The sequence below is a fragment of the Acuticoccus kandeliae genome (assembly GCF_003073115.1).
On sequence record NZ_QBBV01000001.1, the window covers coordinates 2041155 to 2066861 of the forward strand.

At 70.0% G+C, this 25707-nt stretch carries 19 protein-coding genes and 1 tRNA gene; 11 read left to right on the plus strand and 9 right to left on the minus strand.

From position 1 onward, the window contains the following. Positions 1-298: 298 nt before the first annotated feature. From DBV35_RS09305 to aptA, 8 genes are all read left to right on the plus strand, one after another. Positions 299-898: a GNAT family N-acetyltransferase gene (locus tag DBV35_RS09305; protein ID WP_157961650.1), complete on the plus strand. Its 600-nt coding sequence runs from the start codon at positions 299-301 to the stop codon at positions 896-898. A gap of 111 nt (positions 899-1009) precedes the next feature. Further along, the gene (locus DBV35_RS09310) at positions 1010-2797 is read left to right on the plus strand and encodes an IlvD/Edd family dehydratase (RefSeq protein WP_108659874.1); all 1788 of its coding nucleotides are present in this window, start codon (positions 1010-1012) and stop codon (positions 2795-2797) included. Then, complete coding sequence (locus tag DBV35_RS09315) at positions 2797-3696, plus strand: 2-dehydro-3-deoxygalactonokinase (protein ID WP_108659875.1); 900 nt, start codon at positions 2797-2799, stop codon at positions 3694-3696. Before DBV35_RS09310 ends, DBV35_RS09315 begins: the two co-directional genes overlap by 1 nt. 61 nt (positions 3697-3757) lie before the next feature. Next, positions 3758-4384, plus strand: coding sequence for a 2-dehydro-3-deoxy-6-phosphogalactonate aldolase (locus DBV35_RS09320; protein ID WP_108659876.1), 627 nt, complete (start codon positions 3758-3760; stop codon positions 4382-4384). Continuing rightward, positions 4384-5292: a sugar kinase gene (locus DBV35_RS09325; protein ID WP_108659877.1), complete on the plus strand. Its 909-nt coding sequence runs from the start codon at positions 4384-4386 to the stop codon at positions 5290-5292. Before DBV35_RS09320 ends, DBV35_RS09325 begins: the two co-directional genes overlap by 1 nt. A gap of 80 nt (positions 5293-5372) precedes the next feature. After that, positions 5373-6338 (plus strand): M23 family metallopeptidase, encoded by a 966-nt coding sequence (locus DBV35_RS09330; protein WP_108659878.1) that lies wholly within the window; start codon positions 5373-5375, stop codon positions 6336-6338. A gap of 75 nt (positions 6339-6413) precedes the next feature. Beyond that, positions 6414-7064: a class I SAM-dependent methyltransferase gene (locus DBV35_RS09335; RefSeq protein ID WP_245943887.1), complete on the plus strand. Its 651-nt coding sequence runs from the start codon at positions 6414-6416 to the stop codon at positions 7062-7064. Positions 7065-7175: 111 nt separating this feature from the next. Beyond that, positions 7176-8501 (plus strand): omega-aminotransferase AptA, encoded by a 1326-nt coding sequence (gene aptA, locus DBV35_RS09340; protein ID WP_108659880.1) that lies wholly within the window; start codon positions 7176-7178, stop codon positions 8499-8501. Between the two features lie 3 nt (positions 8502-8504). Here the strand turns inward: aptA and DBV35_RS09345 are convergent, their stop codons facing one another. The 4 genes from DBV35_RS09345 to DBV35_RS09360 are packed head-to-tail and all read right to left on the minus strand — an operon-like array spanning position 8505 to position 13187. After that, the gene (locus tag DBV35_RS09345) at positions 8505-9554 is read right to left on the minus strand and encodes a hypothetical protein (protein WP_108659882.1); all 1050 of its coding nucleotides are present in this window, start codon (positions 9552-9554) and stop codon (positions 8505-8507) included. Then, positions 9551-10900: a hypothetical protein gene (locus tag DBV35_RS09350; RefSeq protein WP_108659884.1), complete on the minus strand. Its 1350-nt coding sequence runs from the start codon at positions 10898-10900 to the stop codon at positions 9551-9553. Before DBV35_RS09350 ends, DBV35_RS09345 begins: the two co-directional genes overlap by 4 nt. Further along, positions 10900-12633, minus strand: coding sequence for a hypothetical protein (locus DBV35_RS09355; RefSeq protein WP_108659885.1), 1734 nt, complete (start codon positions 12631-12633; stop codon positions 10900-10902). Before DBV35_RS09355 ends, DBV35_RS09350 begins: the two co-directional genes overlap by 1 nt. Continuing rightward, a complete protein-coding gene (locus tag DBV35_RS09360; protein ID WP_205648525.1) occupies positions 12630-13187 on the minus strand; it encodes a hypothetical protein in 558 nt (185 codons plus the stop codon). Before DBV35_RS09360 ends, DBV35_RS09355 begins: the two co-directional genes overlap by 4 nt. Before the next feature lie 405 nt (positions 13188-13592). Between DBV35_RS09360 and DBV35_RS09365 the strand changes: the two genes are divergently transcribed. Further along, entirely contained in the window at positions 13593-16016 is a 2424-nt protein-coding gene (locus DBV35_RS09365) for a glycosyltransferase family 2 protein (RefSeq protein ID WP_108659886.1), read from the plus strand. A 39-nt stretch (positions 16017-16055) separates the two neighbouring features. Here the strand turns inward: DBV35_RS09365 and DBV35_RS09370 are convergent, their stop codons facing one another. From DBV35_RS09370 to DBV35_RS09390, 5 genes are all read right to left on the minus strand, one after another. Then, on the minus strand, positions 16056-17210 hold the full coding sequence (locus DBV35_RS09370) for a fumarylacetoacetate hydrolase family protein (protein ID WP_108660642.1): 1155 nt from the start codon (positions 17208-17210) through the stop codon (positions 16056-16058). Positions 17211-17294: 84 nt separating this feature from the next. Further along, entirely contained in the window at positions 17295-18578 is a 1284-nt protein-coding gene (locus DBV35_RS09375; RefSeq protein WP_108659887.1) for a TRAP transporter large permease, read from the minus strand. Then, positions 18575-19183: a TRAP transporter small permease gene (locus tag DBV35_RS09380; RefSeq protein ID WP_108659889.1), complete on the minus strand. Its 609-nt coding sequence runs from the start codon at positions 19181-19183 to the stop codon at positions 18575-18577. The genes DBV35_RS09375 and DBV35_RS09380 overlap by 4 nt, the downstream gene beginning before the upstream one ends. A gap of 63 nt (positions 19184-19246) precedes the next feature. Further along, entirely contained in the window at positions 19247-20227 is a 981-nt protein-coding gene (locus DBV35_RS09385; RefSeq protein ID WP_108659891.1) for a TRAP transporter substrate-binding protein, read from the minus strand. Between the two features lie 327 nt (positions 20228-20554). Beyond that, entirely contained in the window at positions 20555-21415 is an 861-nt protein-coding gene (locus DBV35_RS09390; protein WP_157961651.1) for an NAD(P)-dependent oxidoreductase, read from the minus strand. Positions 21416-21912: 497 nt separating this feature from the next. Here DBV35_RS09390 and DBV35_RS09395 point away from each other — a divergent pair. Both DBV35_RS09395 and DBV35_RS09400 read left to right on the plus strand, forming a co-directional pair. Then, positions 21913-22002 (plus strand) — tRNA-Ser (locus DBV35_RS09395). A gap of 2615 nt (positions 22003-24617) precedes the next feature. After that, complete coding sequence (locus DBV35_RS09400; protein WP_157961652.1) at positions 24618-25703, plus strand: autotransporter outer membrane beta-barrel domain-containing protein; 1086 nt, start codon at positions 24618-24620, stop codon at positions 25701-25703. Positions 25704-25707 lie beyond the last annotated feature (4 nt).

Below are 25707 nucleotides of genomic sequence, written 5' to 3' on the forward strand. Positions count from 1 at the left end.
TATTCCTCGCTTCCGAAAAATGTCTGAATCGGTTGCTGTTTTCTGCCATTTCTATCCTGCGATGCAACACGGCGCGGCCCGTTCGCGCTTGGGTTTCCGCGGCGGAGAGCATGCGTGTTGCGGCGCAGCAACGCAGGGCCGTCACGGCCGCCTCCAAACGCCGGATTCCCGGGAGAATCCGGCAGTTAGGCCCTGGCGGCAAAGCTGCTTTGCGTCCGCTTGCCTTCCCCTTTCGACCCCGCTGAACATTTTTGTGCTGTGCACACCGAATGTGTGTGCGGTGCACGGAGTACGAGTCGTGGGACGGCAAGCCGCGGAGCCCTTCATTCGAAGCGAGGTCGTCGTTCGACGGCTGTGGCCGAACGAGGTCCCGCTCTATCGCGACCATCTGCTGCGCCTCGATCGCGAGGGGCGGCGGATGCGCTTCGGCCGCGCGATCGGAGATACGTTCCTCGTCGAGCATGCGGCGCGCGAGCCGGACCCCGGCACGGTGATCGAGGGGGCCTTCGTCGAGGGCGTCCTGCGCGGCGTCGGTGAGCTGCGACCCTTCGGCGCGGACGCGCCGGACCGCGCCGAGCTCGCCTTCAGCGTCGAGGAAGAGTTCCGCTGCCGCGGCCTCGGCGGCCTGCTTCTCGACCGGCTGGTCCTCATCGCCAAGAATGACGGGCTCAGAATGCTGCAGATGACGTGCCTGCGCGAGAACCGCGTGATGCAGAAGCTCGCCCGCCATTATGGCGGCCGGCTCGCCGCTTCGCCCGACGAAGTGGACGGCATCATCCTGACGCCGGACCCGACCCCGTTCTCGCTCGCACGCGAGGCGATGTTGGAGGGCTCGAACCTCATGAGCGCCGCCTTCGGCGCGCTCGTCCCCGGCGCCGGAACCGCCCGCGCGGCCTGACGCGCCGCGCCGCGGCAGGCCGCCAGAATGCGGTCATTCAAAACTGTCGCAAACCACTGTTCTTCTTAGATCGGTTTAAGCTAGAGGTGATGGCCTCTGGGAGGATGAACCGTGTCTGAAAAACGCAAACTGCGCAGCCGTGAGTGGTTCGACGATCCGTCGGATCCGTCTGCCACCGCGCTCTATCTCGAGCGCTACCTGAACTACGGCATCACGCTGGACGAGCTCCAGTCGGGCAAGCCGATCATCGGCATCGCGCAGACGGGCTCGGACCTGTCTCCGTGCAACCGCCCGCATGTCGAGCTTGCCAAGCGCATTCGCGAAGGCATCCGCGAGGCGGGTGGCATCGCGCTGGAATTCCCCGTCCATCCCATTCAGGAAACCGGCAAGCGCCCGACCGCCTCGGTCGACCGCAACCTTGCCTATCTCAGCCTCGTCGAGGTGATGCACGGCTATCCGCTCGACGGCGTCGTGCTGACGATCGGCTGCGACAAGACGATGCCGGCCTGCATGATGGCCGCCGCCACCGTCGACATGCCGGCGATCGCCTTCTCGGCGGGCCCGATGCTGAACGGCTGGTACAAGGGCAAGCGCACCGGCGCGGGCACCATCGTGTGGGAGGCGCGCCGCCTCCTCGCCGCCGGTGAGATCGACTATAAGGGCTTCATCGACCTCGTCGCCTCCGGCTCCCCGTCGCCCGGCTACTGCAACACCATGGGCACGGCGACGACGATGAACTCGCTCGCCGAGGCGCTCGGCATGAGCCTGCCGGGCTCGGCCGCGATCCCCGCCGTCCACAAGGAACGCGCGGCGATGGCCTACCTTACGGGCAAGCGCATCGTGGAGATGGTGCACGAGGACCTGAAGCCCTCCGACATCATGACCCGCAAGGCCTTCGAGAACGCGATCGTTATCAACTCGGCGATCGGTGGCTCCTCGAACGCGCCGATCCACATCAACGCGATCGCGCGCCACATGGGCGTCGAGCTCGACATCAAGGACTGGGAGAAGGTCGGCCTGAATGTGCCGCTCCTCGTCAACCTGATGCCGGCCGGCGACTATCTCGGCGAGGACTATCACCACGCGGGCGGTGTCCCGGCGGTGGTGGCCGAGCTGATGCGGCATGGCAAGATCCACGAGGACGTGATCACCGCCAACGGCCGGACGATGGGCGAGAATTGCCGCGATGCGGAGATCCTCGACGCCGACGTCATCCGCACCTTCGACACCGCGCTGAAGCCGTCGGCCGGCTTCAAGGTGATGCACGGCAATCTCTTCGATTCGGCGATCATGAAGCTCTCGGTGATCAGCCCGGACTTCCGCAAGCGCTACCTCTCGCACCCGGACCATCCGGAAGTGTTCGAGGGCCGCGCCATCGTCTTCGACGGGCCGGAGCACTATCACCACGCGATCGACGATCCCGCGCTGGAGATCGACGCCGACTGCATCCTCTTCATCCGTGGCACGGGGCCGATCGGCTATCCGGGCGCGGCGGAAGTGGTGAACATGCGGGCGCCCGACTACCTCATCAAGAAGGGCATCGGGGAGCTGCCGTGCGTCGGTGACGGGCGTCAGTCCGGCACCTCCGGCTCGCCCTCGATCCTGAACGCCTCGCCGGAAGCGGCGGCGGGCGGCGGGCTCGCGCTCCTGCGCACCAACGACAAGGTGCGGTTCGACCTCAAGAACGGTCAGGCCGACATCCTGATCAGCGACGAGGAGCTGGCGCTGCGCCGCAAGGAGCTCGAGGATGCGGGCGGCTACCAGTACCCGGAGAGCCAGACCCCGTGGCAGGAGCTGCAGCGCGGCTGCGTCGACCAGCTCGCCGAGGGCATGGTTCTGAAGCCGGCGGTCAAATACAAGAAGATCGCCCGCCGCTTCATCCCCCGTCACAGCCACTGATGCTGATCGGGGTTGATTGGGGGACGACGCGGCTTCGCGCGTACCTCATCGGCGATGACGGCGCCGTCGTCGAACGCACCGAATCGTCGGCCGGACTGATGTCCGTGCCGGCGGGCGGGTTCGAGGCGGTGCTGTCCGAGACCGTGGGCGCCTGGCGCGCCCACGATCCCCAGGCGATGATCCTGATGTCCGGCATGGTGGGCAGCCGCCAGGGTTGGCACGAGGCGCCCTATGTGCCGACGCCGGCTGACCTCCCGGCGCTCGCGCGCGGGCTGATGCCCGTGGTCGCCCCCTCGCTCGGCGAGGTCGCGATCGTGCCCGGCGTCGCCAAGGGCATGGACGGCGGCGACTGGGCCGACGTGATGCGCGGCGAGGAGGTCGAGGTGTTCGGCGCGCTCGACGCGCTCGGCGATTCGTCCGGCACGCTTGTCCTGCCGGGGACGCACTCCAAGTGGGTCACCGTCGCGGACGACACGATCACCGATTTCCGCACCTTCATGACCGGCGACGTGTTCGGCGCGCTGAAGGACCACACGATCCTCTCCCGCATGATGGGGAAGGGGGGCGACGACGCCGCCTTCACGAAGGGGCTCGAGGCCGCCGACGGGCTGACGGAGCCGGGCGACATCCTGACCCGCGTCTTCTCGATCCGCGCCGAGGGGCTGATGGGCCGCGTCGACGAGAACGCGGCCGCCGATCTCCTGTCGGGCCTCCTCATCGGGGCCGAGGTGAAGTCGGCCTGCGCCGGCATCGGCAAGGCCATCATCGTCGGCGCCTCCGCGCTCAGCGTGCGCTATCGCGCGGCGTTCGACCATTTCGGCATCGAGGCCGTCACCGCGCCGGAGGAGAGCGCGGCCCGTGGGCTCGTTCTCGTCGCCAAGGCGCGCGGCGCCATTTGACGGCCCCTCCGCGACGCGGCAGGAAGAGGCCGTCGCTTACCCCACCAATGAAAGGTGCGTCATGACCCTTGATGAGGCGCTCGCCCGGATGCCGATCGTCGCCGTCTTGCGCGGCATGGCGCCGGATGAGGCGATCGGTGTCGGTCGTGCGCTGCTCGACGCGCACATCCCGATCATGGAAGTGCCGCTCAACTCGCCCGATCCGTTCCGCTCCATCGCCATCCAGGCGAAGGAGTTCAGCGCCGAGGCGATCGTCGGGGCCGGGACGGTGCTGCAGCCCGAGGACGTCGCGCGCGTCGCGGACGCGGGCGGCACGATCATCGTCTCGCCGAACTTCAACGAGGAGGTCGTGCGGGCGACGAAGCGCTGCGGCCTCATCTCCGTGCCGGGCGTGTTCACCCCGTCCGAGGCCTTCCGCGCGCTCGACGCAGGGGCCGACGCGCTGAAGCTCTTCCCCGGCGACGGCATCTCGCCGAAATTCGTGAAGGCGCTGCGCGCGGTGCTGCCGAAGGAGACGCGCCTCGTCGTCACCGGCGGCGTCGACGCGGAGAATCTCGCTGAATGGATTGCGGGCGGCGCGACGGGCGTCGGCATCGGCTCCGCGCTCTACAAGCCCGGCAAGTCGCTGGAGGCGGTCGCCAAGGACGCCAAGCGCTTCGCCGACGCCGCCCAGAGCGCGATCGCCTGATGGATATCGTCGCGCTCGGGGAGCCGCTGGTCGAGTTCAACCAGCAGCATGATGGCCGCTGGCTGGAGGGTTTCGGCGGCGACACGTCGAACGTGGCGATCGCCGCGGCCCGCCAGGGGGTGAAGACCGGCATGATCAGCCGCGTCGGCACCGACGAGTTCGGCGACGCGCTGATGGGGCTCTGGGCGCGCGAGGGGGTGTCGTCCGAAACCGTCGCGCGCGATCCGCACGCACCGACGGGCATCTATTTCGTCCACCACCGGCCCGAGGGGCACGTCTTCTCCTACCGCCGCGCAGGCTCGGCCGCGGCGCTGATGCGGCCCGAGGACCTGCCGGAGGCGACGATCCGTGGCGCGAAGGTGCTGCACCTCTCCGGCATCAGCCAGGCGATCTCCGACAGCGCGGCCGACACCTGCTTCGCCGCGATGCGGATGGCGCGCGAGGCGGGCGTCACCGTCGCCTACGACACCAATCTGCGCCTCCGCCTCTGGCCGATCGACCGGGCGCGCGCGGTGATCCACGGCGCGCTCTCCCTCGTCGACATATGCCTCCCCGGCATCGACGACGCGCGCGCGCTCACCGGCCTCGATTCCCCGGCCGAGATCGTGCGCTTCTATCAGGGCCTCGGCCCGCGCATCGTCGCCTTGACGCTCGGCGACAACGGCGCCCTCGTCGGCGATGGCGACACGTTGCATGAAATCGCACCGCGCCGCACCAAGCTCGTGGACGCGAGCGGGGCGGGCGATTGCTTCGACGGCACCTTCCTCGCCTCCTGGATCGGGGATCGCGATGTCGGCAAGGCGGCGCGCTACGCCAATTGCGCGGCCTCCCTGTCGGTCGAGGGGTATGGGGCGATCGCGCCGATCCCGCGCCGCGCCGATGTCGAGGCCGCGCTCGCAAGCGGCTGATCACATAGGCGTTTGGCCTCACCCCCTTGAGACAATGCGCCGGGGGCGTCATCTCATCGGGGCGACATAAGGGGGCCCCTATGAGAACCGCACTCGCGATCGCCGCCAGCCTTGCCATCACCGGGGCCGCGACCGCGGCCGAGCCGATCCGGCTCGGCATGCCGGTCGACTGCGTGCCGGGCGAGACGTGCTTCGTGCAGAAATATGTCGACGTGGACCCCACCGAGGGCATGTCCGACTATCTGTGCGGCCACATGACGAATGACGGCCACAAGGGCACCGACTTCCGCCCCCTCATGGGCGAGACGTTCGATGTCATCGCTCCCGCCGACGGCACGATGCTGCGCGGCCGGGACGGGGTGCCGAACCGCGACTTCTCCGAGCCGCTCAACGTCGATTCGCGCATGGCCTGCGGCAATGGCGTGATCCTCGATCTCGGCGGCGGCTGGCAGTCCCAGATCTGCCACCTGGAGCCGGGCTCGCTGCGCGTGCGACCGGGGCAGGCGCTGAAGAAGGGCGACGTGATCGGCGTCGCGGGCGCGTCCGGCCTCGTCGATTTCCGGCACGTCCACGTCCAGTACATGAAGGACGGGAAGGTGATCGATCCCTTCACCGGCCTCGTCCAGGGCGAGGCCGCGTGCGGCGACATGGGCACGCCTCTGTGGGATGAGGCGACCGCCGCCGCGATGAAGAATGTCGGCGAGACGCACATCATCGCGCTCGGCTTCAACGATGCGCCGGTGACGATCGACATGATCGAGAACGGGCGCACGAACCAGACCATCAAGCCCGGCGCGGGCGCCTTCGTCGCCTACGGTCTCGCGATCGGCGTGGAGGAGGGCGACGAGCAGCGCCTCGTCCTGAAGGGCCCCGGCTTCGACATCGACAACACCGAGGCGGTCGACCGCCCGATGGCCCAGTCGATGCGCTTCGGCGGCCGCCGCCTGAAAGACGGGCTGGAGCCCGGCACCTACGAGGCGCGCATGGAGATCGTGCGCGACGGTGCGGTGATTTCCGCGCGGGACGCCTCCATCACGATTGACTAGGGCGCGGCCCGGGTCTCCAAGTCCTCCCAAAAGGGGCGGCCGCCAGCGGCCGTCCGAGACATGGGAGGCGGCACAATGGACACCGACACGGCGCACCTTGCCTGGGACGCCACATGGCGCACCGAGGACGGGCGTGCGGAGTGGAGCGAGCCGGAGGCCGACATCGTCGCCTTCGCAGCGGCCGCGCGGCTCGCCGGCGCCGCACGTGCGCTCGATCTCGGCTGCGGCGTCGGCCGCCATGCGCTGGCGCTCGCCCGGCTCGGCTTCGTGGTCGACGCGCTCGATGCGAGCCCCGAGGCGCTGGAGCAGACCCGCGCCGCCGCGCGCGGCCTCCCCGTCACCACCCACGCCTCGAAGATGAACGCGCTCCCCTTCGCGGACGCGACCTTCGACGCTGTCGTCTCCTGGAACGTCATCTATCACGGCGATCCGCCGGTCGTGGCGGCGACGATCGCCGAGATCGCGCGCGTCCTGCGGCCAGGCGGCCGGCTCGCGATCACCATGCTGTCGAAGCGCAACATCCTGTGCGGGGTGGGGCGGATGGTGGCGACCGACACCTGGGTCGACGATATGGCCGAGGACGACAAGATCCACCCGCACTTCTATTGCGACGCGGAGGGCTTCACCGTCCTCTTCCGCGCCTTCCACCTCGTCACGCTGCGCGAGGACGATCTCGGCACACCGGGCCGCGCCCACTGGGTGGCGACGCTGCAAAAGCGTGCGTGACGGCGAGGGCAGCATTGATCGCGGGACACTGACAGAGGCGGCGCACACCTGCTATCACTCGGGTTTGCGCCGTCACCTCCCGGCGCGTCCCATCTCGAAAAGGCCGTGACCATGGACGCTCGCGTCAACCGCCCCAACGATCTTGAAAGCTTCTGGATGCCGTACACGGCGAACAAGGCCTTCAAGCGGGAGCCGCGCATGTGCGTGTCCGCCAAGGACATGCACTACGTCACCGATGACGGGCGCCAGATCCTCGACGGGACGGCGGGCCTCTGGTGCGTCAATGCCGGCCATTCGCGCCCGCGCATCGTGGAGGCGGTGCAGCGCCAGGTCGCCGAGCTCGACTTCGCGCCGACCTTCCAGTTCGGCCACCCGCTGGTGTTCGAGCTCGCCTCGCGCCTCACCCAGCTCTTCCCGTCCGGCCTCAACCACGTCTTCTTCGCGAATTCGGGGTCCGAGGCGGTCGACAGCGCGCTGAAGATCGCGATCGCCTATCACCGTGCGCGCGGTGAGGGCCAGCGCACCCGCCTCATCGGGCGCGAGCGTGGCTATCATGGCTCCGGCTGGGGCGGCATGGCCGTCGGCGGCATCATGAAGAACCGCGAGGCGTTCGGCACCGGCCTCCAGCCGGTCGCGCACATGCGCCACACGCACCTCAAGGAAAATCTCTTCACCAAGGGTTCGCCGCGCCACGGGGCCGAGCTTGCGGACGATCTGGAGCGGCTCGTCCAGCTTCACGGGGCGAGCACGATCGCGGCCGTCATCGTCGAGCCGCTCGCCGGCTCCACCGGCGTCCTCCTGCCGCCCGACAACTACCTCCAGCGCCTGCGCGAGATCTGCAACCGGCACGGCATCCTCCTCATCTTCGACGAGGTGATCACCGGGTTCGGCCGTCTCGGCACCGCCTCCGCCGCCGACTATTTCGGCGTGACGCCAGATATCATGACGCTCGCCAAGGGCATCACCAACGCGGTCGTGCCGATGGGCGCGGCGCTCGTCTCGCGCGACATCTACGAGACGGTGGTGGACGCGACATCGGGGGCCTCGATCGAGTTCTTCCACGGCTACACCTATTCGGGCCATCCGCTCGCCTGCGCCGCCGCGCTCGCGACGCTCGACACCTACGAGGAGGAGAACCTTTTCCTGCGCGCGGCCTATCTCGCGCCGATGTGGGAGGAGCGGATCCACCGCCTCGCGGACCGGCGCAACGTGATCGACATCCGCAATCTCGGCCTCGTCGGCGCGATCGAGCTTGCGCCGCGCGACGGGGCGCCGGGCGCGCGCGCCTACGAGGCGATGGTGAAGGCGTTCGATCGCGGGCTGATGATCCGCATCACCGGCGACATCATCGCCCTGTCTCCGCCCCTCATCATCACCGAGGAGCAGATCGAGATCCTGTTCTCGACGCTGGAGAGCGTGCTCGACGAGATCGAGTAGGGCTCAGAGATCCTCGCCGAGCGCGAGGAGCGCGTCGAAGCGCGCCCGCGTGTCGGCAGGGAAGCCGAGATAGCGCACGAACGCGCGCTGGCCGGCGATCGCCGCCGGGTCGGCCGCGCGCTCGTGGAAGGCGAGCCATTCGCCGGGCGGCCCGACGCGCGGCAGATTCCCATAGAGGCGGTCGTCGATGATGCCGTGCGGGTCGCGCCACAGCGCGACCGGCACGTCGTGCCGCATGAGGTCGAAGAGCACCGTCGAGGGCGGTGAGATCGCGGCGCGATACTGGCCGAGATCCGCCGCCTCGATCGGCCGCGCGTCGAGCGTGACGCCGGGCGGCACCGCGAGCTCTCCCTTTGCGAACGGCCCGGCCGGATGCGGGCGCACCACGACGGGGCGCGTGCGCGCGACCGCCTTCAGCGCATCGAGGAAGGCGGCCTTCGGCGCGCCGGCGAGGCGAACCGAGCCGAGATTTTCACACACGAGCAGCGCGTCGCTGCGCCCCACGGGGTCGGGGGCGGGGGCGCCCGCCATCACCGCGTCGAGCCAGTCGGCCGGTCCGTCATCGAGGAAGAGGGTCGAGCCGGTCGTCATGATCTTGCCCCGGTCGGCGGGCGGGACGGAGACGAGCCTGTCGGCCGCGAACCAGCCGCAGACGATGTCGGCCGCAAAGCCCGCGTCGCCCGGCGTGCGGTCATGAGCGCGGTTGTGCAGGAAGCCGATGCACTCATAGCCGTGCTGGAGCGTTGCCGACACGAAGCGCGCGGGGAGCGCGGCGGCGAGCCGGTGGGTCGGCTGGTGGTGGGGCGATCGCGATTCGGCCGGGAAGAGCACGAGGCCCGACCGGTCGTTCAGCGCGTGGAGCCCGCCCGCCGTGCTCTCGAACACCGAGACGCTGGAGAGATCCGCCGTCAGCGCGGCGAGGCGCTCGCGCGCAGCAGGGACCAGCGCGAGGCGTTGCGCGAGGAGGATCGCGACGTCCCGCCCCGCCGCCCGGCGCAGGATGGGGGCGGCGATCGCGATGTCCTGGATCAGCGAGAGGACGATCGTGATCATGGCGCGAGGAGCCCGTCATGGGCGAGAAAGACGGCGTGGTCCGGCAGGAGCGCTGCCGCAGCCGCCCGCGCCGCGCCGAAGCGTTCGCGCTGGCGCACGAGGTCGACGACGCCGTGGCCGGAGAGGGGTGGCGGCACGGCGAGCCCCAGGCTGGCGGGGGCGAGCGTCGCCCCGCTGCGATGCGCCGGAGCGAGTTGGGCGCGGGCGGCCGGGGAGAGATGGATCGCGTCGCCGAGGGCACCGAGGGCGATGTCGGCCGCATCGTCGAAGCCGATCGTGAGGGCGCCGCTCGCCGCGACGAGGTCGCGCTCCGCCCCTTCGCCGAGGATGACCGCGTGCGGGGGGCGGGGCTCCGGCGCGATCGCCTCGAACATCGCGGCGAGGCGGCGCGCGCCGTCGGCCGCGCTCGCGACGCGGTCGAGCTTGTCGATGAGCCAGGCCGCGCGCGACCAGCGCAGCCGCAGAGAGCCGCACCGCGCGTCGGCGATGAGCGTTTCGAGATCGCGATAGAGGAAGGTGTCGAGCGGGGCGTAGAGCGGCGCGCCGAGGGAGAGGACCTGCGTCCCGGCGCTGAGGGCGGTGATCGCCCGGTTCAGCGACTTCGCCGTCACGAACGGGCCGCTCCCGACCGGAAGGACCGCAACGTCCGCGCGGGCGAGCGCCTCGGCCTCCGCCGCCTCGGACCATTCGGCCCACCGGACCGGAACCGGCGCCTTGGCGAGGGCCGCCAGCGCCTCCTCCTTCGCCCCGGCCGCGTTCGTGAGGATCGTGAGGCGGTGGCGCGTGCCCGCCGCGCCGAGCGCGCCCGCGAAGGCGGCGAGGTCGCCGAGACCCGCCTCGAAATAGGGGTTCGAGGCGATGCCGAACCACAGGATTTCGAGCGCGTCCGGATCCATCGCCTCGGCCTTCCGCCGCAGCGTTGCCGCGAGCGCGGCGGGGTCGATCGGCGCGGCGGGGTCGGGGATGACGAGGGGGCGTGCGGGAAGGCGCGGTTCGAGGCGGTCGGCCAGCGCCGGGGTCGAGACGGTCACGCGGTGGACGGCGCGGGCCATCTCGTCGAACCAGTGGCGGAAGCGGGCCATGCGCGTGTCGCGCGGGTCGGAGAAATAGTCGTCGAACACGTCGAGCGCGACGCGCTTGCCGCGCGCGGCGAGGCTGTAGGCGAGCGCGGGCGCGGCGCTCTGATAGGTCTTGGAGAAGAGGTAGGCGTCGGCCTCGGCGAGAGCGTCGATGGGGGTCATCGCGATGGTGCCTGCCGGGGCGGCGTCGATCAGGCGGCGATAGCGGATGCGCGCCCCGGCCGACTCGGCGAAGGCGGCGGACGGGGCGACGATCGCGATCCGCATCAGATGAGCCGGCGCGCGGTGGAGACGGGGGTCGCGTCCGCCGCGTGGAAGGCCGGCGCGACGGTCGGCCGGACTGCCGAGCCGCGATCGAAGACGCTGAACCAGGTCGTCGCGATGTGGGCGCCACCGACGCGGCTCGCGTGCGCCATCAGGCGTGGCAGCGCGTCGGGCTCATCGGGAGAAAGGTCGGGCGCGAGGGGGAAGACGTCGGCCGCGACCATCACGCAGGCGGGGTCGTTGGCGGCGACGGCGTAGGCCGTGCGCGGCAGAAAGCGGCTCACCTTGATCGGGCCGACGGCCGGACGCCACGGCGCGTCGACGGCCGCATAGGTCGGGAAGAGGCCGGCCGCGCGCACCCGGTCGTGCGCGGTGATCTGGCCCTCCGCCGGCTCGCCGATGATCATGGCGGCGGCGGTCGCGACCCCGTCCGCGACGGCGATGCGGGTGAGGGCGGCGACGGTGCGCCGGTCGTGAAAGACGATCGCGGGGTCGGCGAAGAGGACCGGGCGCGGGTCGTCGGCGAGGCTGCCGAACGGGCCGCGCTCCACCGTCTCGAACGGCAGGCCGGCGAGGGATTCCAGAAGCGGCTCCGGCGTGTGCACGCCGGGGAGGACCGCGAGGCGGAAGCGGAGCGGGTCCGGATAGGGGGCGTCCGACGGGAGGGGGAAGAGGAGCGGGTCGAGCCCCTCGTCGCGCACCGCGCGTGCGCGGATGACCGCCGGAGCCTCCAGCGCGTGGCCGGCCGGGGGCGGCGGGCACCCCTCGGGCAGCACGGCGCGGACCGCGTCCGGCAGAATCGGGCCGAGCATCCATGTCTCGCCGCCGGGGGCGGGGTCGGTCACGATGAGGCCGGAGGCCTCGCCGCAGAGGGCCGCGATCGTCGGGATCTCGTCCTCGCCGAGGGGGAGGGGCGGCTCGTCCGCAGCGCCCGGCACGGTCGTCGTGTGGGCGGCGATGAAGCCGGCCATCGCGCTGTCGGCGAGGAGGTGGCTCGTCTCCCAGCCGGGCTCCGGGGCGATGAGGCGCGGCGCGGTGCGGCGCGCGAGGCGGGCGGCGAGCGTGCTCGCACGGGCCGGGAGCCCCGCATCGCCGCCGACGGTCGCGAGCGTCTCGGCCGCATGGGCGCCGCCGCGCAGCAGCGTCGGGAAGGGGATGAGGTCGATGACGGGCCCCGGGTCGGTCTCGACGAGGAGGAGGATCGGCGCGGTGGGGTCGGCGAGGCCGAGCGTTACGATCGCTTCGCGCGGCGGCGCGGCCGCCTCGGCGCGGAAGACGCGGCCGTCATATTGGAGGAGGATGATGCGGGCTGGCGCGCCGCCGGTGCGCATCCGGATGTGGCGGCTGTCGGCGAGCCACATGTCCACGAACACCGCGCCGAGCGTTGCCATCGTGCGCGCGGGCGGCGCGGGGTCGATGGCGAGACGCGCCTCGCCGAAGCCGAGTGTCGCGGCAGGCCGCCGGCCTTCCGGCAACAGCGCGAGGAATCCTCCGAGGGGGGCGACCGGGAAGGTGAAGCCTTTCGGGCCGGACGTGTCGCCGACGGCCTCGTCGACGTCCGGCCGGTCGATCGCGCGGCGCCACGTGGCGACGGGGTCGTCGTCGAGACGCAGAGTGAGCGGCGTGCCGGCCGGACCGTGCGCCCAGCCGTGCAGGACGCGGTCCTCCACACGGTCGGCGTGGAGGCGGGCGGGGACCGCCTCCGGCGTGTCGGGATCGGCCGGCGCGTCGCTCATGGGCGCAGCATCGCGAGCTCTTTCAGCCAGAGGTCGGCGAAGTCGACATCCTGGCAGTTCTCGAACCACGGGCCGCCGTTCGTGTAGTGGATCGAGGCCGGCGGGGCCGACGGCGCATCATATTCGCCGACGAGGAAGTTCCATTTGAGGTCGAGCTTGCCGATCTCGTCATCCTCCAGCCAGCTGAAGCGGTGGAGGTAGGCGGGGCTTTCCTTGTTCACGACCGAGGGGGTGAGCGCCTTCACCTTCGGATGGCGCCCGTCGAACAGGATGAAGGACGACCAGTTCTTGCGGGGGTAGGTGCTCTGGGTGCGCCCGTCCATCTTCATCTGCTGGCGCGGCACATAATCGTGCTGCACGACGTAGACGGCCTTGCCGGGCTCGAGTCCGTTCAGAACATTTGTCACCGATTCGGTGAAGAGGAAGTCACAGTCGACGAAGATACAGTAATCGTCCGCCGCGGCGAGGTAGGGCGTCAGGAAACGGGTGAGGGAAAACGCCGTCGCCGCGCCGACATCCGCCGCGCGGGCGTAGAGACCCAGTTCTCTCAGCACGTCTTGCTTGAGGGGGTGGACACTGATCGGCCCCGTCGTGTGCCGCAAGAGCGAATTGACGCATACCCGATAGGCATCATCTTCACGCGCGTCATAACCAACGAAAATCTTCACAATGCCCCCATCTCTGATACCAAGGGTCGGGTTAAACCATGGCGGTGTCGTTGGCCATGATTTCTGTCAGGGTCGGGCGAGATGGGCCGACCGTGACACGGCCTGGTGCAACGATTACGGTGGGTTTCGGCACAGCTCGCGCGCTTGCCGCTGAGGTTGGAGCAACCTGAGCGAAGAGCAATCGCGCCGGATATCGGAAGCGAGCACGCTTTCCCCGCACAATCCGAATCGGATTGTCCGGGGCGTGCTCTCGCGTGAAAGTTGCCCGATCGACGGGCGAGGTGGGGTCGCGTGTCCGCGTTCGACGGCCAGATCGAGACGATTGACGGTCACATCGAAGGGGTGGGCGGCGGTCGGATCCGCGGCTGGGTTTGGGCGCCGCAGACGCCGGACGATCCGCTCATCGTCACCGCGTCGCGCGCCGGCACGATCCTCGGCGCCGCACGGGCCGACATCTACCGCCCCGACCTTGAAGCGCACGGAAAGCGCGGCGGCTTCTGCGGTTTTGCGCTGCCGATCGACCAGGACGCCGCCTTCCTCGCCCACCAGGGCGCTGAGGCCGGGGGCGGGGACGGTGTGGAGATCGCCGTCCAGCGCCTCGTGAAGGGGGAACTGACGCGCCGCACCACGTGGCGCACCCTCACGGCGGACGAGGCGGCGGCGCTCGGCGAGAGCGCCGATGCGGGCGCGGCGGGCGCGGCGAAGAGCGCCTTCGGTGCGATGGACCGTCTCGACGAGGTGGCGATCGCGGGCTGGTGCTATGCGAGCCAGGCCGTCCACGCCGAGGGCCCTCTGGTTCTCGACCTCTTGATCGACAACGTGTGGGCCGACACGACGGTCGCCGCCAGCCCGGGCTGGGGCGAGGCGATCCGCGGGCGGCTGCGCGGCGCGCCGGCGCTGCCCTCGCGCATGCGCTTCCGCTTTCGCACGCCCCTCTGGCTGAAGGACGGGCGCGCCCACGCCGTGACGGTCGCGGTCAAGGGTGCGGACGGGGCGGTGATCGACCGCGCGACGAACATCCGCCTGCCGCTCGCCGAGACCGATCGCGGCGAGGGCTTCGCCCTCCCGCCCCTCGTCCCTGTCGCGGCGGGGGTGGAGCCGCCGGCCGACGGGCCGCAGCGGGGCGAATATGAGCGCTGGATCGAGGCGCACGAGACGCTGCCGCCGCCGCGCGCGGTCGCGGCCGAGATCACGCTCCTCGTCGAGACGCGGCAGGGGCGGCGCGGGGATGCCGCGCTCGCCGCGACCCGCGAGTCGCTTGGCGCCCAGGGTATCACCGCCGACCTCGTCGCCTACGGACCGCGCGCACGCCAGACCTTGCGCGAGGCGATCAGCGCGACGGCGGGCGATTATTTCGCGCTCGTGACCGCCGGCGACAGGCTCGCCGATGGTGCGCTCGCACGGCTCGGCGCGGCGGCGGCGGGCGACCCCGGCGCGGCGCTCCTCTATAGCGACGACGACCGGCTCGACGCGCTCGGCATCCGCCGCCGCCCGCGCTTCAAGACGGCCTACTGCCCGGACCGCGCCCTCACCGACGACCTCTTCTCCGGCCTCACCCTCATCCGCGCCGATGCGGTGCGGCGGGCGCTCCAGACCGCGCCCAACGTGATCGACGGGGCGAGCCTCGCACTGAAGGTCGCGCGGGCCGTGGGGCCGTCCGCGATCCGCCACGTCCCGATGGTGCTCGCCCACCGCGCGATGGAGGAGGCGGCGCCGCTGCCGGGGCGCACCGCCTTCGTCGCCGCGCTCCTCGCCGCAGAGGCCGCGGCCGCGGAGGGCCCCGCACCGCTGGTGGTGGACGGGGCCGACCGGCGCATCGTCTGGCCGCTCCCGGAAGCGCGCCCCAGCGTCGCCGCCATCATTCCGACGCGGGACGGCGCGGCCCTCTTCGAGCCGCTCGTGACCGCGCTCCTCGCGCAGGAGGGGGCGGATCGGCTCGCCATCACCATCGTCGACAACCGCAGCGAGGAGAAAGAGACGTTCGCCGCCTTCGGCCGGCTGACCGCCGATCCGCGCGTGCGGGTGATGCGCGTCGACGAGCCGTTCAACTTCTCGCGCCTCAACAATCTGGCGGTTGCGGCGAGCGAAGGTGACATCCTCCTCTTCGTGAACAACGACATCGCGAAGCCGCAGCCCGGCCTCCTCGACGAGATGGTCCGCCAGGCGATGCGGCCGGATGTCGGCGCGGTGGGGGCGCGCCTCGCCTATGCCGACGGGACAAACCAGCATTGCGGCGTGGGGCTCGGCATCGGCGGGGTCGGCTCACACCTCCTCAAGGGCCATGCGGATCTCGGCCGGGCCGATCATGGCCGGTTCCGCCACGTTCAGACGATGTCGGCCGTGACGGCGGCCCTCCTCGCGATGCGGCGGGATGTGTTCGAGACGGTCGGCGGCTTCGACGAGGCGCTCGCCGTCGCCTACAACGATGTCGACCTCTGCCTTAAGGTTGGCGCGGCGGGATACCGCGTCCTCTACACGCCGCACGCTGCGGCCTATCATCTGGAATCGCAGTCGCGCGGGCTCGACAAGAGCGCGGAGAAGCGGGCGCGGCTCGATGCGGAGAAGGCCGTGATGATCGCCCGCTGGGGCGCGCGCCTTCTCCACGACCCGGCCATCAGCCCCAACCACACCCTGGCGAGCCGGGACCTGCGGCCCGCGATCGGCGCGCGTAACGTGGCCGCGCCGGCCGACGCGGCGATCGCCGCCGCCGAATAGGGGGACGCCGCGACCGGATGGCGCGGCGCCCGTACGGCCTTAGAGGAGGCCGCGGCTCGCGAGGTTGTTCATCAGCGAGCGCATCCCGAACGTCCAGGGCGGGGCCTTGGTCGACAGCGTCACGCGGTTGACGAGCGTGCCGAGCGCCGGGGTGTGGATCGCGACGATATCGCCCTCGTGGTGGGTGAAGCCTTCGCCGGGGCCGTCGCGGTCCTTGATCGGGGCGAACATGGTGCCGCAATAAAGGACGAGGCCGTCCGGATATTGGTGGTGCCCGCCGATGGTCGCGGCGACAAGCTTCTCCGGGCTGCGGCTGATCTCCGACATCGAGGAGCTGCCTTCGAGGCTGAACCCGTCCGTCCCCTCGACCGTGAGGGAGACGTGGGCGGAGGCGACATCGGCCGCGCCGAACCCGTCATCATAGAGGCGGATAAAGGGGCCGAGGGCGGCGGAGGCGTTGTTGTCCTTCGCCTTGCCGAGGAGGAGGGCGGAGCGGCCCTCGACGTCGCGCAGGTTCACGTCGTTGCCGAGCGTCGCGCCGACGATCGTGCCGTCGGAGCGCACGACGAGGACGACCTCGGGCTCGGGGTTGTTCCAGTGGGAGACGGGGTGGAGGCCCACATAGGCGCCGTGCCCGACCGAGCTCATCGGCTGCGCCTTGGTGAAGATCTCCGCATCCGGGCCGATACCGACTTCCAGATATTGCGACCAGACCTTGCGCTCCTGGAGGACCGTCTTCAGCTGCATCGCCTCGGCCGAGCCGGGCTCCAGCTTGGAGAGGTCCGTGCCGATCACGTCGTTGATCTCGTGGCGCAGCGTCGCCGCGCGCGAGGGGTCCCCGCGCGCCTGCTCCTCGATGACGCGCTCCAGAAGGCTCGTCACGAACGTCACGCCCGAGGCCTTGATCGCCTGGAGGTCGACCGGGGAGATCAGATAGGGCGCGTCGCGGTCGCGCTTCGCCTCGTCGGAATTGGCGAGGAGGTCGTCGACATCGATGAACGCCTCGCCCGGCGCGCCGGCGGCGATGACGCCCGGATGCGCGGCCTCCGTCACGTCGCGCACGGTCGGGTGCTCGCGGCTCGTGATGTCGACGACGTCACCGTCGCGAACGGTGACGACGGCCGGGCCGATGCCCGGTCGCCAGACGCGGCCGAGGAGCAGTGGATCCCCGCTGGTCGGCAGAGCGCCAGTCATGTCCATTTCAGGATTCTCCGTGTGAAGCGGCGGCGGCGCGCGGGGGCGCGACGCCGAATCTGCGAGCGCATTTGCGCCAACCTCTTATCGATAGAGCCACTCGACAAGCCCCAGCGACACGAATGGCACGTAGGTCACCAGAAGGAGGAGGGCGAGGAGGAGCAGGATGAACGGCACGTTGGTGCGCGTCGTGCCCCAGATGTCGGTCCGCGCGATCGAGCAGGCGGTGACGAGCACGCTCGCCACCGGCGGCGTCTGCTGCCCGATCGCGATGTTGAGCGTCAGCATCACGCCGAACTGCACGGGGTCGATTCCGATCTGGTGGATGAGCGGCAGCACGATCGGCGTCACGAGGATGATCGCCGCCGCCCCGTGCAGGATCATGCCGAGGAAGAGCAGCATGACGTTGAGGAGCATCAGGACGAAGATCTTGTTGTCCGTGAGGCCGATGATCGCCTGGGCGAAGCGCTGCGGCGCCTCCGATTCGGTGAGGTAGAGGCCGAGCACGGCCGAGGTCGCGACGAGGAGCATCACGATCGCCGTCTGCGTCACCCCCTCGATGAGGGCGTGGTAGAGCGCGACGATGCGCACCTCGCGATAGACGAGCGTGCCGATGATGAGCGCGGCGACCACCGCAAGCCCCGCCCCCTCCGTCGCCGTCACGATCCCGCCGAAGATGCCACCGAGGATGATGAGCGGCAGGAGGAGGGCCGGCCCCGCCGCGACGAACGCCTTGCCGAGGCGCGGGAGCGAGAACGCCTCCTCGCGCGGGAGGTCGTAGCGCACGGCGAACCAGTAGCACAGGACCAGCATCGAGAAGCCGCCGAGAAGGCCCGGCACGATGCCCGCGATGAAGAGCTGCGTGATCGAGGTGTCCGCGATCGCGCCATAGAGGATCATCGGGATCGAGGGCGGAATGATGATCGCGAGCGAGGCCGAGGACGAGGTGACGGCCGCCGCGAAGCGCGGGCGATAGCCCTTGCGCTTCATGGAGGGGATCAGCACCGAGCCGATCGCGGCGACGTCGGCGACGGCCGAGCCCGAGATCTCGGCGAAGAAGAGCGAGACGCCGACATTCACCATCGCGAGCCCGCCGCGCACGAAGCCGATGAGGGCGGAGGTGAAGTCGATGAGGCGGCGCGAGATGCCGCCCGTGTTCATCAGCGCGCCCGCGAGGATGAAGAGCGGGATCGCGATCAGCGGGAACGAAGTGGCTCCGTCGAAGATCGTGAGCGCGGCGTCATAAAGGCCGAAGACGCCCTTGTTGATGACGATGCCGAAGAGGGCGACCGCGAGGATCGCCACCGCGATCGGCACGTTGATCGCGATGAGGACGACGAGAAGGACGAGGACGGCAAGGGTGATCATCGCGCGCCGCCTCCCGGTCGCGGGGCCTCGGTGATGGCGCTCTGGCCGGCCCCGATCGGGGCGTGCCCGTCCGCGTCGCGGTCGCCGCCGGCGCGCGCGATCTCCTCGGCGATCTCCTCATCCTCCGAGCTGATGCCGGAGGCGAGCGAGCGCCAGGCGGACGGGGCGGACAGGAGCGTCGCGACGATGAAGAGGGCGGCCCCGATCGGCACGACCGACTGCGTCACCGCGAGCGGCACGTCGAGCGAGATGAGCGTGTCGCTCCCCATCACTTCCAGGATGAACCAGCCGCCATAGCCGATCGCGGCGAACACCACGAGGACGATGATCTCACCGGCGAGGAAGGTGGCGAAGCGGGCCGATTTCGGCATCGCGAGCACGACGCCCGGAAAGCCGAGATGGCGCCGGCGCAGCGCCGCCAGCGCCGCGCCATAGAAGGACAGCCACGCGAGCATCACCGAGGCGACCTCGTCGTACCAGACGAAGGAGGAGTTGAAGCCATAGCGCGCCACCACCGCCGCCACGACCACGATGGCCAGCGCGACGAGGATGGTGATGGTGATGGCTTCCAGGACGTGCCGCAGCACGGTGGCGAGCGCAGTCATCGGGGTCTCTGGGCAAGGGAAGGGGGCCGGTGACGCGCGGGGCGCCGCCGGCCGTTCAGCGGATCAGCTGCCGGAGCCGAGGGCGATCGCCTCGTCGATCATCTCCTGGCCGCCATCGACCTCCGCGGCGAAGGCTTCGTAGATGGGCTTGGAGGCCTCCACGAAGGCGTTGCGGTCGGCGGTGTTCATCTCCATCCCGCCCTCGACGAGCTTCTTCTCGAGCGCCGCGTCGTCGGCCTCGCCCTCGTCGCGCGCCCATTGTTCGAGCTCCAGCGCGGTCTCGACGAGGATGTCCCGGATCGCGGGGTCCATGTTGTCGTAGACGCGCTTGCCCATGGTCGGATAGGCGGGGGTGTACACGTGGCCGGTCTTCGAGAGGTACTTCTGCACCTCGTTCAGCTTCGCCGCGTCGATGTTGGTGTAGGGGTTCTCCTGCCCGTCGATGACGCCGGTCTGGAGCGCGGTGAACACCTCCGAAAAGGCCATCGGCGTCGGATTCGCGCCATATTCCTCGAACATGCGCACGCGCCAGGTGGAGCGCGGGGTGCGGATCTTCACGCCGTCGAGGTCCGCCGGCACGTTGATCGGGCGCACATTGTTGGTGATGTGGCGCACGCCGTTCTCCCACACGGCGATGACCTTGTAGCCGTCATCCTCCACGGTGGGGGCGATCTTGTCCCAGAAGAGCGCCTCCTCGATCCGGCCCATATGGTCGCGATCGGCGACGAGGAAGGGCATGTCGAAGAGGGCGAACTCGTCCGAGACCGACGACATGATCGAGGTCGGCAGCGACAGGTGGACGGTGCCGAGCTTCAGCTTCTGGAGAAGCTCCTTGTCCTTCCCGAGCTGGGAGGAATCGAACACCTTCACGACGGCCTTGTCGCCGAGCTTCTCGTTCGCGCGCTTGGCGAACTCGGCCGCCGTGCGCTGCTGCAAGGAGCCCGTGGCGGCGGAGATGCCGAAGAGGATCTCCTCCTGTGCGCTCGCGGGGCCGGCGACGGCCAGCATCAGCGCGCCCGCAAGGGCGTATTGGAATGGTCTCATGCGTTCCTCCTGTCTGTCTCGCCCGCGTTCGCGGTGCGTGTGTGTTGGGCGGCTGTGCGGGCCGCCGGGTGTCGCTCCTCATGGGTCCGCGCGGCGCCGGCTCCTCGCCGGTGCGCGTGCGGCCTTGTCCCGTGCCCGCACGCCATCGCGCGGGCCTTGGTGGTGAAGGTTAGACCAGGCGAGCGGGCCGAGGGAACCGGGAAGGGCAATCCTTCCCCTTTCCGCGCCCCCCGGCTTGTGTCCGCCGGGACCGGCCGCGCCGCGCTGCGCCGCCCGTGCGCGCGCCCGTCCCGCCGCGGTGTCGCGGCGGCGGCGCGCGATCCCCGGTCAGACCGAGGGATCGAGGAGGCGCGAGACGTTGAGGTCCCCGAGCCCGTTCTCCACGTGCTGGGTGAGGACGCCGAGGATCGCCGCCGCGACGGGGCTCGGCTTGCCGTCCATCGCTTCCGCGAGTGCGGCGTAGTAGCGCACATCCTTCGCCGAGTTGCGGACGGAGAATTTCGCGCCGTCAAAATCGCCCTCGAGCGCCGGGGCGACCATCTTCTCGAGCGTGCCGGACCGCGCCGCCCCGGTCGACATCACGTCGAAGAGGGAGTGCCAGTCGACGTCCGCCGCACGCGCCCGCCTGTACGCCTCGGTGAGGAGGGCGGTCGTCCCGTTCGTGACGAAATTGTTGATGAGCTTGGCGGTATGGCCCGCCCCGACACCGCCAAAATGGCGCACCTTGACCGACCATGTGCCGGCGATCGCCGTGGCGCGCGCGGCATCCTCCGGCTCCGCGCCGAGGAGCGTCGCGAGCTTGCCTTCGGCCGCGTTCGCCGGGCTCCCGGTGACGGGCGCGTCGACGAGCCGGACGCCGATCTCTGCGAGCGCACCATGAAGGCGCTTCGTCACCTCCGGCGCCGAGGTGCTCGCATCCATGACGAGCTGCCCCTCATGAAGGCCGGGCCGCAGGCGCTCGATGGCGTCCTCGACGGCGGGCGCATCGCTGACGCAGAGCGCGATCACGTCGACATCGCGCGCCATCGCGGCGAGATCGGCGGCTTCGCTCGCGCCGGCGGCGGTGAGCCGTTCGACCGCATCGCGCTTGCGATGGGCGACGACCGTCAGCGGATGGCCGGCCTTCAGCGCATTCGCGGCCATGCCCTCGCCCATATAGCCGACGCCGACAAATCCAATCCTCTCCAAGAACCCCTCCCGATTTTTGCAAGAACCATAACGGCGCCGCGCCTGGTGTCCACTGGAATGGCGGGGGCGGGGGGATTTGCCGATGCCGGGAGGCAAGGGGCGGGGCCGGGGCGCGGGGGTGTGGTGGCGGCGTGCCGCGGTCGCGGCGGCGCGGAGTCCCCACCGAAGCGACAGCGCGGCGGCGTCCTCACCAACGCGGAAGCGCGGGGGCGTCCTCAACGTCGCGCGTTCTTCTGCCGTGCTGTGCAGGGCTGGCGACGCCGCGTGGATCCTCACGGACGAGCATCGGAAACCGGACCGCCGACACCGAAGCGTGGCAGGGGGAGGGGGCCGACGCCGCCAGGGCTGGCGCCTCCCGGCGCCCCTCCCAAGCCACCAAATTTCCCGCCGCGCGAAGCCCCCGAGGCGGGCGATGTCATCGCCCTGTGATCTTCCTCCACATCCCCCCACGAACGGGCTTGCCCCGGCGCGCTTCCCCGACTAGGTTCCGCCGCGCGGGAGAGATGCCGGAGTGGTCGAACGGGGCGGTCTCGAAAACCGTTGTACGGGCAACCGTACCGAGGGTTCGAATCCCTCTCTCTCCGCCACCCCACCAAATGTGCCCCCATACACACCCCAAACGTCAGGCCGCGGACCCAACTCGGGTTTTCGTGCGTCGCGTGTTGCCCCATCCCCACCCGAACAGCGGGGCGGATGTCGGGGCATCAATGACGTTGGCGGGTCTCCGGTCCCTGTCTCTTCGCGCTCGCCGCGGGCGGCGGGTGCATGTGGGGGAATTCGAAGCGCCCCGTGCGCTTGGGAACCCCGTGGGACAACGCTGAGGCCGGGCTGAAACTGGCGTTCGCCTTCGGCTGCGTGCACGTGTACTACGAGGTAGCCGGGCACCGTCTTCTAGGCCGTGGCTCATCCCGAAGATCATCGACCTCGCGTCATCGGCGATGGGGTCAGCGGACCGGCGCCGGACGCGCGCGCCCCTCCTGGTGCGCCGCAACCGGGTCGGGCTCGGGTGATCGACCCTCGGCTTGCCGTGCGTGTCGGTCGGCGAGTGCGGAGCGAGGCTCTCGAAATGCGCCTCGCTTGGCCAGAGGTGCACTCAGGTCGTGGAAATCACCCTGCGGAGATCGTGGAGTCGGCTTCACCTTAAAAACCGTGTCGTTGAACCTGAGCATAGGGGAAATGAACGGGGATGAGGGCAGGGCGGATATCAGCCCCGCAAAGCCTGGTCGTGTGATCTCCCGGCAAATCGGAGACACTATAATCGGTCGCGATGCTCGGGCTTTGCTTAAAGGGCGCGACCTAACAACCATTTTCAACGTCCGCAGGCCTGGCCGGAAGCGCAATCAACACATCGACCGCACACCGCGCAGTGGAAGCACGAACTTCCAACTGGTCGCTCGCTCTCACCTTATAGTTGCTGAATAGATACACTTGCCGGCGATAGATAGAGGCAAATTTTGCGCGTGAAGCATTCGTCTTAGCGGTTCCCTCATTTTTGCCCTAACCCTGGCGGGGCAGAATACGCGAGAGCCGACGCAGTATAGACCATAGTTCACTGACGAGTTTTGCAGCGACATCTCCTTGGGCGGAGGGAGAGACCATACCGATGCTCGCATTGTTCATGAAGAACGCGCGTCTGCGCCGCTCCTGGTCGACCGCTGCAATGTTCGCTGTGTGGCCGGCAATCACGCTGCTGCCGATGCCCGCGGCGGCGCAAAGCTGCAAGGATCTCGGCGGCTTGCGCTATCTCGGCAACAATCGGGCCGAGACGCGTTCGATCTGGGTCTCAAGAACGGTGGCTGGAGACTACGAGCTCGAAGCAGCCCAGCAAGGCCAGGTCGTCGACACGTGGTCGCGTAGCCGTCGTGGTCTGCATATCTCAACATCGCCCAACGTGTCGGCGGGGAATGGTGGGGTTCATCGCCTCTTCACGCTGAGCGACGGCACACGGTGCTTGATCGATACTCAGAACCAGAAGGGCGGAATTCGACTGCCTCCGAACATCTCGAGGCCGGATCTCAACCTCCCGCCAATCGGCGGCATCTTCCCCGATTTCGAGCTGCCGATCGGCAGGCTCCCGCCCGGCGGGCTGCGGCCGGACCTCCCGGCGCGACCGGAGGCGCCCATCGCGAGGCTTCCGCCGACCGGCGTCACGCCGGGCCTTCCATCCCGGCCGCCCAGCGGCGTGATACCGCCCCCGCCAACCCGGCCGCAGCCCCCGATCGCCAGGCTCCCCCCGACCGGCGTGACGCCGGGTCTCCCGGCCCGGCCGGAGCCACCCATAGGAACGCTCCCCCCAACTGGCGTGACGCCGGGTCTCCCGGCCCGGCCGGAGCCACCCATCGGAACGCTCCCCCCAACTGGCGTGACGCCGGGTCTCCCGGCCCGACCGGAGCCGCCCATCGGGACGCTTCCGCCGACCGGGGTGACGCCGGGCCTCCCGGCCCGGCCGGAGCCGCCCATCGGAACGCTGCCCCCGACCGGGGTGACGCCGGGTCTCCCAGCCCGGCCGGAGCCGCCCACCGGGACGCTTCCGCCGACCGGGGTGACGCCGGGTCTCCCGGTCCGGCCTGAGCCGCCGATCGGGACGCTGCCCCCGAGCGGGGTGACGCCGGGTCTCCCGGTCCGGCCTGAGCCGCCGATCGGGACGCTGCCCCCGAGCGGGGTGACGCCGGGTCTCCCGGCCCGGCCGGAGCCGCCCATTGGGACGCTGCCCCCGAGCGGGGTGACGCCGGGTCTCCCGGCCCGGCCTGAGCCGCCGATCGGAACGCTTCCGCCGACCGGGGTGACGCCGGGCCTCCCGGCTCGGCCTGAGCCGCCCATCGGGACGCTGCCGCCGACCGGGGTGACGCCGGGTCTCCCGGCCCGGCCGGAGCCACCCATCGGGACGCTGCCCCCGACCGGGGTGACGCCGGGTCTTCCGGCCCGGCCGGAACCGCCCATCGGGACGCTGCCCCCGAGCGGGGTGACGCCGGGTCTCCCGGCCCGGCCGGAGCCGCCCATCGGAACGCTGCCCCCGACCGGGGTGACGCCGGGTCTCCCGGCCCGGCCGGAGCCGCCCATTGGGACGCTGCCCCCGACCGGGGTGACGCCGGGTCTCCCGGCCCGGCCGGAGCCGCCCATCGGGACGCTGCCCCCGAGCGGGGTGACGCCGGGTCTCCCGGCCCGGCCCGAGCCGCCCATCGGAACGCTGCCCCCGAGCGGGGTGACGCCGGGTCTTCCGGCCCGGCCTGAGCCGCCCATCGGGACGCGGCCCCCGGCCGGGGTGACGCCCGGTCGCCCGGCCCGGCCGGAACCGCCGATCGGGACGCTGCCGCCGCGCGATGTCGCGCGGAGCACCTCGGCCTCAGACGTCGCTGAAAGCCGATGCGCTGAAAACGATCAGGATCCGGCAGAAGCGCGCAATGATCGACGTCAGCCGGAGGTTGATTGTCTCGCTCAGAACGTCCCCGTCCCGTTGACGCCCGGCCGCGATCTCGTGCCGGTCTCGAAATGGAATTCCTGGGTCAATGGCCAGGTCACGGCCGTCCAAGACCGCCGCTACGATCTCGATTCCGATACGGTGGTCGGCACACTCACCGCCGGCATCGACCGCATGGTGAACGAGCGTGTCTCCGTCGGCTTCAGCGTCGCCTTGAACAGCTATGGGGTTCGCGCGTTCGACGACACCTTGAGGGCCGACGCGACAGGCTTCACCGCCGGCCCATACGCGGCTGTCCGCCTCAACGAGCACTGGGCGCTGTCGAACTCCTTGACTTATGGCCTTACGGAAAACCAGCTGAGTATCAGCGTTCTCGACGGCAGCTACGAAACCCATCAAGTGGCCGCTTCATTTGAGCTTAACGGGCAATATACCGTCCATGGCATCTTTGTGCGCCCGAAGATCAGCACGAGCCTCACGTATTTCTACAACACCGCTTACGATCTTTCCGGGACCACGCTCGCAGGTCGCGAGATAACATCGCCAACGCCGGCTTCGGACGACGTGTACGGCATCGTGACGGCGTCCGCCGAATTCAGCCGTCTCTTTGCCTTGGCGAATGGCGACGTGTTCATGCCCTTTGTCAGGGTCGGGGTCGACTATGAATATCTGCGCCCGGGAGACGGCGCCATCCTCACCGGCGAGCTGGCGTTGGCCACGCCTGAGCCATGGGCCGGCACCGTGGAACTCGGCGCTCGCGCGGTCATCAACAAGAACCTCCTCATCAGTGCCAGGGGAGCCTACCGCTCGATCGGCCAGCCGAATTTCGACGTCTGGGAAGCCGAGCTCATGGCCTCGTTCTCGTTCTAGATCC

Bases quoted from the DNA above. Each gene is read 5' to 3' on its own strand.
- DBV35_RS09375 (WP_108659887.1), bottom strand. From the start codon at position 18,578: ATGATCACCCTTGCCGTCCTCGTCCTTCTCGTCGTCCTCATCGCGATC.
- DBV35_RS09325 (WP_108659877.1), top strand. From the start codon at position 4,384: ATGGATATCGTCGCGCTCGGGGAGCCGCTGGTCGAGTTCAACCAGCAG.
- DBV35_RS09385 (WP_108659891.1), bottom strand. From the start codon at position 20,227: ATGAGACCATTCCAATACGCCCTTGCGGGCGCGCTGATGCTGGCCGTC.
- DBV35_RS09335 (WP_245943887.1), top strand. From the start codon at position 6,414: ATGGACACCGACACGGCGCACCTTGCCTGGGACGCCACATGGCGCACC.
- DBV35_RS09315 (WP_108659875.1), top strand. From the start codon at position 2,797: ATGCTGATCGGGGTTGATTGGGGGACGACGCGGCTTCGCGCGTACCTC.
- DBV35_RS09330 (WP_108659878.1), top strand. From the start codon at position 5,373: ATGAGAACCGCACTCGCGATCGCCGCCAGCCTTGCCATCACCGGGGCC.
- aptA (WP_108659880.1), top strand. From the start codon at position 7,176: ATGGACGCTCGCGTCAACCGCCCCAACGATCTTGAAAGCTTCTGGATG.
- DBV35_RS09345 (WP_108659882.1), bottom strand. From the start codon at position 9,554: ATGATCACGATCGTCCTCTCGCTGATCCAGGACATCGCGATCGCCGCC.
- DBV35_RS09355 (WP_108659885.1), bottom strand. From the start codon at position 12,633: ATGAGCGACGCGCCGGCCGATCCCGACACGCCGGAGGCGGTCCCCGCC.
- DBV35_RS09350 (WP_108659884.1), bottom strand. From the start codon at position 10,900: ATGCGGATCGCGATCGTCGCCCCGTCCGCCGCCTTCGCCGAGTCGGCC.
- DBV35_RS09320 (WP_108659876.1), top strand. From the start codon at position 3,758: ATGACCCTTGATGAGGCGCTCGCCCGGATGCCGATCGTCGCCGTCTTG.
- DBV35_RS09370 (WP_108660642.1), bottom strand. From the start codon at position 17,210: ATGACTGGCGCTCTGCCGACCAGCGGGGATCCACTGCTCCTCGGCCGC.
- DBV35_RS09380 (WP_108659889.1), bottom strand. From the start codon at position 19,183: ATGACTGCGCTCGCCACCGTGCTGCGGCACGTCCTGGAAGCCATCACC.